This window comes from Lonsdalea britannica (assembly GCF_946477055.1).
GTDB classification, from domain to species: Bacteria; Pseudomonadota; Gammaproteobacteria; order Enterobacterales; family Enterobacteriaceae; genus Lonsdalea; species Lonsdalea britannica_A.
The window spans coordinates 1-10,070 of record NZ_CAMKXG010000125.1 but is presented as its reverse complement, the minus strand read 5'-3'; the positions used below and the strand labels follow the sequence as shown (position 1 = coordinate 10,070).

General features: G+C 56.2%; 6 protein-coding genes. 4 read left to right on the top strand and 2 right to left on the bottom strand.

Going from position 1 to position 10,070, the window contains the following annotated elements:
• Positions 1-869: amino acid permease (locus Q7O77_RS09965; RefSeq protein ID WP_304166477.1), on the bottom strand; the 869-nt coding region annotated here is incomplete at its 3' end.
• 598 nt (positions 870-1,467) lie between these two features.
• On the opposite strand from Q7O77_RS09965, the gene pdhR reads away from it, so the two are divergent.
• The 4 genes from pdhR to lpdA all read left to right on the top strand — a co-directional run bounded on the left by pdhR (position 1,468) and on the right by lpdA (position 8,586).
• Positions 1,468-2,232: a pyruvate dehydrogenase complex transcriptional repressor PdhR gene (gene pdhR, locus Q7O77_RS09960; RefSeq protein WP_085652941.1), complete on the top strand. Its 765-nt coding sequence runs from the start codon at positions 1,468-1,470 to the stop codon at positions 2,230-2,232.
• A gap of 138 nt (positions 2,233-2,370) precedes the next feature.
• Positions 2,371-5,034 carry a pyruvate dehydrogenase (acetyl-transferring), homodimeric type gene (gene aceE, locus Q7O77_RS09955; RefSeq protein ID WP_085652940.1) on the top strand — a complete coding sequence of 888 codons (2,664 nt, stop codon included), beginning with the start codon at positions 2,371-2,373 and terminating at the stop codon, positions 5,032-5,034.
• Positions 5,035-5,048: 14 nt separating this feature from the next.
• A complete protein-coding gene (gene aceF / locus Q7O77_RS09950; RefSeq protein ID WP_304166474.1) occupies positions 5,049-6,938 on the top strand; it encodes a pyruvate dehydrogenase complex dihydrolipoyllysine-residue acetyltransferase in 1,890 nt (629 codons plus the stop codon).
• A gap of 223 nt (positions 6,939-7,161) precedes the next feature.
• Positions 7,162-8,586: a dihydrolipoyl dehydrogenase gene (gene lpdA / locus Q7O77_RS09945; protein WP_304166471.1), complete on the top strand. Its 1,425-nt coding sequence runs from the start codon at positions 7,162-7,164 to the stop codon at positions 8,584-8,586.
• Positions 8,587-8,721: 135 nt separating this feature from the next.
• Here the strand turns inward: lpdA and Q7O77_RS09940 are convergent, their stop codons facing one another.
• Positions 8,722-10,059: an MmgE/PrpD family protein gene (locus tag Q7O77_RS09940; protein WP_304166480.1), complete on the bottom strand. Its 1,338-nt coding sequence runs from the start codon at positions 10,057-10,059 to the stop codon at positions 8,722-8,724.
• Positions 10,060-10,070: the final 11 nt, after the last annotated feature.

Genomic DNA, 10,070 nt, shown 5'->3' with positions numbered 1-10,070 from the left:
ACGACAACGTTCAGGATAGTGGCGACTACATCGCTGTTTAGCTCATGGAAAATCATCACGAAAGGGCTGCCGCCTTCTACGACTTTGCCCCACGGATACAATGACAGCAGAATCGTCAGGGAGCCGATGTAGAAAATCAGGATGCGGTAGATCACCTGATTGGTGGCGCGAGGAATGCTTTTTTCAGGATCGTCCGCTTCTGCTGCGGTGATGCCGACAAGCTCCAGGCCGCCGAAGGAGAACATGATAACCGCCATCGCCATGACCAGGCCCATGATCCCGTTAGGGAAGAACCCGCCCTGATTCCACAGGTTAGTTACCGTGGCTTCGGGGCCGCCATGTCCGCTGAACAATAGCCAGCCGCCGAAAGCGATCATGCCGATGATGGCGCTCACCTTAATCAGGGCGAACCAGAACTCCATTTCCCCGTAAATCTTCACGTTAGCGAGGTTGATGGCGTTGATGACCATGAAGAAGACGGCGGCGGAAACCCAGGTCGGGATACTTGGCCACCAATACTGAACGTAGATGCCGACGGCGCTGAGCTCGGCCATCGCCACGAGAACGTACAGCACCCAATAGTTCCAACCTGAGGCGAATCCGGCAAAGTTACCCCAATATTTGTAAGCGAAGTGGCTGAAAGAGCCTGCTACAGGTTCCTCAACCGACATCTCCCCCAGCTGACGCATGATGAAGAACGCGATAATACCGCCGATAGCGTAGCCCAGCAGAACTGAAGGTCCCGCCATTTTGATTGTCTGTGCGATACCGAGAAACAGTCCCGTTCCCACTGCACCGCCGAGAGCAATCAACTGGATATGACGGTTTTTTAATCCACGCTTTAGCGTTCCGTCTTGTTGATTTTGCATGGCTTTTACCTTCTGCCTATCTATATGAAAGTCTTGAGAGCACCGCCAAAGTGTTGGCAGCTTTACATTGGTGTTGTTTTAAGTTTACGACTGCGGAGAGAAGAAAATAACCTTCCTACTACCGTTGGTCAGAGAATAGTGATAAGTGCCGATAATTGCACTGATTTATTCGTTGTGTGGTCCAAAGCCAAACCAAAAACTCCCCGTTACCTTTTCGATACCTTCCGCGGGTTCTATCCTGTAATTGTCATGTAATGCTTAACATTTAATTTGAATGCGAATAGTTCAATGTTGACGTCTATGTGAATTATTATGCAATAAATGCGGTTTTTATTCCGTTATGGAGGATTTAATCGTTTCAGCTGCTAGAGTTTTGTTCATGAAAAGTTACAGCGACGGCGTGGGAAATATTGGTAATACCAATGACCTATTAGCGTAATTACTCATTAGTTTGACTTGGTTGTTAAAAACTATAGCGATAGGGCAATTGTCATAGTAATCATATAGACAGAAGGTGAATACTTTGTTACTTTGACGCCACGTTTTTTAAATTGGTATTACCAATTAACTCCGCGCTTTTCGCCGAGAAAATTTCGCCATGGCATACAGCAAGATCCGTCAGCCCAAACTATCAGATGTGATTGAACAGCAACTGGAGTTTCTGATCCTCGAAGGGACTTTGCGGCCCGGTGAAAAACTTCCTCCGGAACGTGAGCTCGCCAAACAGTTTGAGGTATCACGTCCTTCTCTCAGAGAGGCCATTCAACGGCTTGAAGGGAAAGGGCTGTTGCTACGTCGTCAGGGCGGCGGCACGTTTGTCCAGACCAATTTGTGGCAGAGCGTCAGCGACCCGCTGGCTGAGCTGCTCAGCAATCATCCTGAATCACAGTTCGATCTTCTTGAAACCCGTCATGCATTGGAAGGCATCGCAGCGTATTACGCGGCGCTACGCGGCACTGAGTCCGATTTGCAACGCATTCGGGAATGCCATCTTTTGATCGAACAAGCGCGTGATTCCGGCGATTTGGACGCAGAAGCGGAAGCCGTTATGCACTATCAGGTCGCGGTCACGGAAGCGACGCATAACGTGGTCCTGCTGCACCTCTTGCGATGCATGGGGCCTATGCTGGAACAGAACGTAAGACAGAATTTCGAATTGCTCTACCTGAGTCGCGAAGTGTTGGCCAAGGTGAGTAGTCATCGCGCCAGAATTTTTGAGGCGATAGTCGCTCGTGAGCCGGAGCAGGCGCGCGAAGCTTCACACCGTCATCTGGCGTTTATAGAGGAAATATTGCTGGAACTGAACCGGGAACACAGCCGGCGAGAACGCTCATTGCGTCGGCTCCAGCAACGCAAGGACTAGGTGCTTTCACCGAGGCGCCGTTTGCGAAATACGAGACGATGAGCCTGTCTTCCTGCGCTTTTAACCCTATGGGCGCAGAGTGTATGAAGACAGGCTCCAGACAAATCAACTGAATTAGAAACAGATAAGGAATAGACCATGTCAGAACGTTTGAACAATGACGTGGATCCGATCGAAACGCGTGACTGGCTGCAGGCGATCGAATCGGTTATCCGTGAAGAAGGTGTTGAGCGCGCGCAGTTCCTGATTGATCAGGTTCTGAGCGAAGCACGTAAAGGCGGCGTGAAAACCGCTGCCGGCAGCGCAAGCAGCAGTTACATCAACAGCATCGCCGTTGAAGACGAACCTGCCTATCCGGGCAACCTTGATCTGGAGCGCCGTATTCGTTCAACGATCCGTTGGAATGCGGTCATGACCGTACTGCGCGCTTCTAAGAAAGATTTGGAACTGGGCGGCCACATGGCGTCCTATCAGTCCTCCGCCACCTTCTACGAAGTGTGTTTCAACCACTTCTTCCGCGCACGCAACGCGCAGGACGGCGGCGATCTGGTTTACTTCCAGGGACACATCTCCCCGGGCGTTTACGCTCGCGCATTTGTCGAAGGTCGTCTGACCGAAGAGCAGATGAACAACTTCCGTCAGGAAGTACACGGCCACGGCCTGTCTTCCTATCCGCACCCGAAACTGATGCCTGAATTCTGGCAGTTCCCGACCGTTTCTATGGGTCTGGGTCCTATCGGTGCGATCTATCAGGCCAAGTTCCTGAAATACCTGGAACACCGTGGTCTGAAAGATACCTCTAAACAGACCGTCTACGCCTTCCTGGGCGACGGTGAGATGGATGAGCCGGAATCCAAAGGCGCCATCACCATCGCCACCCGTGAAAAACTGGACAACCTGGTCTTCGTCATCAACTGCAACCTGCAGCGTCTGGACGGTCCGGTTACCGGTAACGGCAAGATCATCAACGAGCTGGAAGGCGTGTTCGGCGGCGCTGGCTGGGAAGTGATCAAGGTTATCTGGGGCGGTCGTTGGGATGAGCTGCTGCGTAAAGACACCAGCGGTAAGCTGATTCAGCTGATGAACGAAACCGTGGATGGCGACTACCAGACCTTCAAATCGAAAAACGGCGCCTACGTGCGTGAGCACTTCTTCGGTAAATATCCGGAAACCGCAGCGCTGGTCAAAGACTGGACTGATGATGAAATCTGGGCATTGAACCGCGGCGGCCACGATCCGAAGAAAGTCTACGCAGCGCTGAAAAAAGCGCAGGACACCAAAGGCAAACCGATCGTTATTCTGGCGCATACCATCAAGGGTTACGGTATGGGCGATGCGGCCGAAGGCAAGAACATTGCTCACCAGGTCAAGAAGATCAACATGGAAGGCGTTCGCTACTTCCGCGACCGTTTCAACGTGCCGGTCAAAGACGAAGAGCTGGAAAAACTGCCTCTGCTGACCTTCGATAAAGATTCCGAAGAGCACAAATACCTGCACGAACGTCGTCAGGCGCTGGAAGGCTACGTGCCGTCTCGTCAGCCTAACTTCAGCGGTTCTTTGGATCTGCCGACGCTGGAAGACTTCGGTCCCCTGCTGGAAGAGCAGAACAAAGAGATCTCCACCACCATCGCTTTCGTTCGTGCCCTGAACGTGATGCTGAAGAACAAGTCGATCAAAGATCGTCTGGTGCCGATCATCGCGGATGAAGCGCGTACCTTCGGTATGGAAGGTCTGTTCCGTCAGATCGGTATCTACAGCCCGAACGGCCAGCAGTACACCCCGCAGGACCGTGAGCAGGTGGCGTACTACAAAGAAGACGAGAAAGGTCAGATTCTGCAGGAAGGGATCAACGAACTGGGCGCAGGCGCATCCTGGCTGGCGGCGGCAACGTCATACAGCACCAACGACCTGCCGATGATTCCGTTCTATATCTACTACTCCATGTTCGGGTTCCAGCGTATCGGCGACCTGTGCTGGGCTGCTGGCGACCAGCAGGCGCGCGGCTTCCTGATCGGCGGTACCTCCGGTCGTACGACGCTAAACGGCGAAGGTCTGCAGCACGAAGATGGTCACAGCCACATTCAGTCTCTGACTATCCCGAACTGTATCTCCTACGATCCGGCGTTCGCCTACGAAGTCGCTGTCATCATGCATGACGGTCTGCATCGTATGTACGGCGAAGCGCAAGAGAACGTTTATTATTACATCACGACGCTGAACGAAAACTACCACATGCCAGCTATGCCGCAGGGCGCCGAAGACGGCATCCGCAAAGGTATCTACAAGCTGGAAACGGTAGAAGGCAGCAAAGGCAAGGTACAGCTGCTGGGCTCCGGCTCCATTCTGCGCCATGTCCGCGAAGCCGCTGTGATCCTGTCCAAGGACTACGGCATCGGCTCCGATGTCTATAGCGTGACGTCCTTCACCGAACTGGCTCGCGACGGTCAGGACTGCGAACGTTGGAACATGCTGCACCCGGCCGAAACGCCGCGCGTACCGTACATCGCCCAGGTGATGAGCGAAGCGCCAGCCGTGGCGTCTACCGACTACATGAAGCTGTTTGCCGAGCAGGTACGTACTTACATCCCGGCCAGCGATTACCGCGTTCTGGGTACGGACGGCTTTGGTCGCTCCGACAGCCGTGAGAACCTGCGTCACCACTTCGAAGTGGATGCGTCTTACGTGGTTGTCGCCGCACTGGGCGAGCTGGCTAAACGCGGCGAAGTTGAAGCTTCTGTAGTGGCTGAAGCCATCAAGAAATTCAACATCGACCCTGAGAAAGTTAACCCGCGTCTGGCATAAGAGGGCAAGATTACATGGCTATCGAAATCAATGTTCCGGATATCGGTTCGGACGAAGTTGAAATCACCGAAGTAATGGTGAAAGTCGGCGACACTGTTGAAGCAGAACAGTCGCTGATTACGGTGGAAGGCGACAAGGCCTCCATGGAAGTGCCTTCCCCTCAGGCGGGCGTGGTGAAAGAAATCAAGATTGCCGTCGGCGACAAAGTCTCCACTGGCTCTCTGATCATGGTCTTTGATTCGGCAGACAGCGCGGCGGAAGCCCCGGCTCCGGCAGCAGCACAGCCGGAAGCGGCACCGGCGGCTCCGGCCGCAGCCAGCGCAGTGAAAGACGTCGAAGTACCGGACATCGGCGGCGACGAAGTCGAAGTGACCGAAGTGATGGTAAAAGTCGGCGACAGCGTGGAAGCCGAGCAGTCTCTGATCACCGTAGAAGGCGACAAAGCCTCTATGGAAGTCCCGGCGCCGTTCGCGGGTGTGGTCAAAGAAATCAAGATCGCGACGGGCGACAAGGTGAAAACCGGCTCTCTGATCATGGTGTTTGAAGTGGCAGGCGCTGCGCCAGCCGCACAGGCAAGCCAGCCTGCGGCTGCTCCGGCAGCCGCCGCCAGCACCGGTTCTGCCGCGAAAGACGTCAACGTCCCGGATATCGGCGGCGACGAAGTTGAAGTCACCGAAGTGATGGTCAGCGTAGGCGACAAAGTCACGGCAGAACAGTCTGTGATCACCGTGGAAGGCGACAAGGCTTCCATGGAAGTCCCGGCGCCGTTCGCGGGTACGGTCAAAGAGATCAAGATCGCTGTCGGCGACAAGGTGAAAACCGGCTCTCTGATCATGGTCTTTGAAGTCGAAGGCGCCGCCCCGGCGGCGGCACCGGCTCCGGCCGCGAAAGCGGAAACGACGGCAGCCGCACCGGCCAAAGCAGCGCCAGCCGCTGCTCCGGCCGCCAGTGCGAAAGGCGAGTTTGCTGAGAACGATGCCTACGTGCATGCGACGCCGGTCATCCGTCGTCTGGCGCGCGAGTTCGGCGTCAACCTGGCGAAAGTGAAAGGAACGGGTCGTAAAGGCCGTATCCTGCGCGAAGACGTTCAGGCTTACGTGAAAGACGCGGTGAAACGCGCTGAATCCGCTCCGGCGGCGGGTGCTGCGGGTGGTTCTCTGCCTGGTCTGCTGCCTTGGCCGAAGGTCGACTTCAGCAAATTCGGCGAAGTCGAAGAAGTGGAACTGGGTCGTATTCAGAAGATCTCCGGCGCCAACCTGCATCGTAACTGGGTGATGATCCCGCACGTAACGCAGTTCGATGAAGCGGATATCACCGAAGTCGAAGCGTTCCGCAAACAGCAGAACGTGGAAGCCGAGAAGAAGAAACTGGACGTGAAGATCACGCCTGTCGTGTTCATCATGAAAGCCGTCGCGAAAGCGTTGGAAGAGTTCCCGCGTTTCAACAGCTCCCTGTCCGAAGACGGTCAGCGTCTGACGCTGAAAAAATACGTCAACGTCGGTGTTGCGGTGGATACGCCGAACGGTCTGGTTGTGCCGGTGTTCCGTGATGTGAACAAAAAAGGCATCGTCGAATTGTCTCGCGAACTGATGGAAATCTCCAAAAAAGCCCGCGCAGGCAAGCTGACGGCTTCTGACATGCAGGGCGGATGCTTCACCATTTCCAGCCTGGGCGGTCTTGGCACCACGGCGTTCACGCCGATCGTTAATGCACCGGAAGTGGCTATCCTTGGCGTTTCCAAATCGGCGACCAAGCCGGTCTGGAACGGCAAAGAGTTCGCGCCGCGCCTGATGCTGCCACTGTCTCTGTCATTCGACCACCGTGTTATCGACGGTGCGGACGGCGCGCGTTTCATCAGCTTCATCAACAATGTGATGTCTGATATTCGTCGTCTGGTGATGTAACTGCTGGGACCGGCCTGCGGGCCGGTCTTTTGGCTAACGTCGATGCCGTGGCGGCAAGCTGTTCGCCGCGGCATGTTTGAGACGCAGATCCTCCTGGCTCGCCTTGCAGAGCGTTAACAACTCTGTAAACTCAATGTCAGTGTGGGGCGTCCCGGTGGATGACGGGCGTACTGATCCATTACAACCACGTCTGACCGCCGGACAAACAAAACAAGAGGTCATGATGAGTACTGAAATTAAAGCCCAGGTGGTGGTGCTTGGCGCGGGCCCTGCAGGTTATTCTGCGGCGTTCCGTTGCGCGGACTTAGGTCTGGACACCGTACTGGTAGAACGCTATTCCACGTTGGGCGGGGTTTGCCTCAACGTCGGATGTATCCCTTCCAAAGCTTTACTGCACGTTGCGAAAGTCATCGAAGAAGCTAAGGCGCTTGCCACGCACGGTATCGTGTTCGGCGAACCTCAGACCGACATCGACAAGATTCGCTCCTGGAAAGAAAAAGTCATCAACCAGCTGACCGGCGGTCTGGCGGGTATGGCGAAAGGCCGTAAAGTCAAAGTCGTTAATGGTCTGGGCAAATTCACCGGCGCGAACACGCTGGTCGTGGAAGGCGAAGGCGGCAACACCACCATCAACTTCGATAACGCGATCGTGGCCGCAGGCTCCCGTCCGATCCAGCTGCCGTTTATTCCGCATGAAGATCCGCGCGTATGGGACTCCACCGATGCGCTGGAGCTGAAAACCGTCCCGGAACGCATGCTGATCATGGGCGGCGGTATCATCGGTCTGGAAATGGGGACCGTATACCACGCGCTGGGTTCCAAGATCGACGTCGTTGAAATGTTCGATCAGGTGATCCCGGCTGCCGATAAAGACGTCGTGAAAACCTTCACCAAACGCATCAGCAAGAAGTTCGGCATGATGCTGGAAACCAAAGTGACCGCGGTAGAAGCCAAAGAAGACGGCATCTACGTCACGATGGAAGGGAAAAACGCACCGGCGGAACCGCAGCGTTATGACGCGGTGCTGGTCGCTATCGGCCGTGTGCCGAACGGCAAACTGCTGGATGCGGGTCAGGCTGGCGTTGAAGTTGACGATCGCGGCTTTATCCACGTCGACAAACAGATGCGCACCAATGTGCCGCACATCTACGCTATCGGCGATATCGTCGGTCAGCCGATGCTGGCGCACAAAGGCGTACATGAAGGTCACGTTGCCGCAGAAGTCATTGCCGGTAAGAAACATTACTTCGATCCGAAAGTGATCCCGTCCATCGCCTATACCGAACCGGAAGTGGCGTGGGTGGGTCTGACAGAGAAAGAAGCGAAAGAGAAGGGTATCAGCTATGAAACCGCGATCTTCCCTTGGGCGGCATCAGGCCGTGCCATCGCTTCCGACTGTGCGGACGGCATGACCAAGCTGATCTTCGAAAAAGAAAGCCATCGTATCATCGGTGGGGCAATCGTCGGGACCAACGGCGGCGAACTGCTGGGTGAAATCGGTCTGGCTATCGAAATGGGCTGCGACGCGGAAGATATCGCGTTGACGATCCATGCTCACCCGACGCTGCACGAATCTATCGGGCTGGCGGCGGAAGTGTACGAAGGCAGCATCACCGACTTGCCGAACCCGAAAGCGAAGAAAAAATAAGCTGACGGCGAGGATGCGCAGGCAAAAATAAGCGCCTGCGTATCAACGACAAGATAAAAATCCGGGGCATTCGTGCCGCCGGATTTTTTTATGTCTCACGCTCGCCGAGCGGCAGGAAAAGGCCGTGCTTCGACCTTAATTGAGCAGCAGCGGTAACAGCGCACGCAGGTCGCCCGAGCGTTGCAGTCGGCACTGTTCGAGCACTTGTTCACTGTCTAGCTGGGGCAGCGTCGCGAGATTTTGCCGGAGTTTTTCGCCAAGGTCAGCCGGGTGCGCAAGGGTGTCCTGACGGGTGACGCGGGCTGTCAGTTGTTCCCCGTCGCGCAAATAGAGCGTGACCTCATGGAAACGCGCCTTAGGATTCAGCTCGTCCGGCGGCGCGCTGGGGTCCGCACTGCGCGTCACGCGATCGGCCAGCGTGGAAATAACGGGATCGACCGGTTCGGGGCCGAAGCGCATTAGCGACTGCGAGCCGTCCACCAGCGCGGTCGCAATAACATATTCGAGGCTGAAGCGCGCTTCTATACCGGTTGTGGCTCGCCGGATGAACGGGGCGGTATCGCCTCCCGGGGGAAAACGGACGGTGATATGGTCGATATCCTCAGTCAGCGACCGGCCGCTGGCAGCATATCGCGCGAGCCACTGCGCCCTGAGTCTCAGCGCAGCGTCTGCCGCACTGTGGGTCCCGCTACAGGTGGCAAAGCGTTTGAATTCCAGTCCGGGGGAAAGGATTCGCCACGGCTGGCCCCAGTCTGCGGTCCAGCGTTCTGGCTGCTGCTGTCCTTCGCCGTGGGTGGCGAGAAAGGCTCCCAGAACCTGTTGTGGATTGCCTGCGAATCCGGCTAATGCCAGCTTCACGGCGGTAAGACCAGCGCGGGCCGCCAGTCCGGCATGCAGCGGTTTGGCGTCGCTCCCGAATTGCGCTCTCAGCCCGGCGGCCTGCGTCGCGGCGAGGCCCAGACTATTTTGGGTTTGCGTCACGCTGGCGTTCGCCAGTCGCGAAGCGGCAGCCGCGGCGGCGAGCGTCCCCAGCGTCGCCGTGTTATGGAATCCCTGCGCGTAGTGGCGGGGACCCGAGGCCAGACCGCTGCGGCCTGCCACTTCGACGCCGATGACATACGCGGTGAGAAAATCCGTCTCCGTCACGGTGGGGATTTCCGCCGCCAGTGCGAAAAGCGCGGGCAGGATCACCGTGCTGGGATGACCGCGAAACGCCGGGTGGAAGTCATCAAAGTCCAGCGCATGTCCGGCGTAGCCGAGCCGCAGACTGTGCGACAGGCTGTCGTCACCGCTGAACACTTGTTTCAGGGCGTTGAGTCCCGTATCGGCGACCGCCCCTTGCGTGACGGGCAGCGCCGAGGCGACAAAATCGATCACTCCCTGACGCGCCGCGTTGATGGCGTCGTCAGGCGGCGCACTGGTCACGATAAGTTCAGCTAATGCTGGCGTGATATCTGAAGAGGAAAGGGTCATAAAACAGCAAG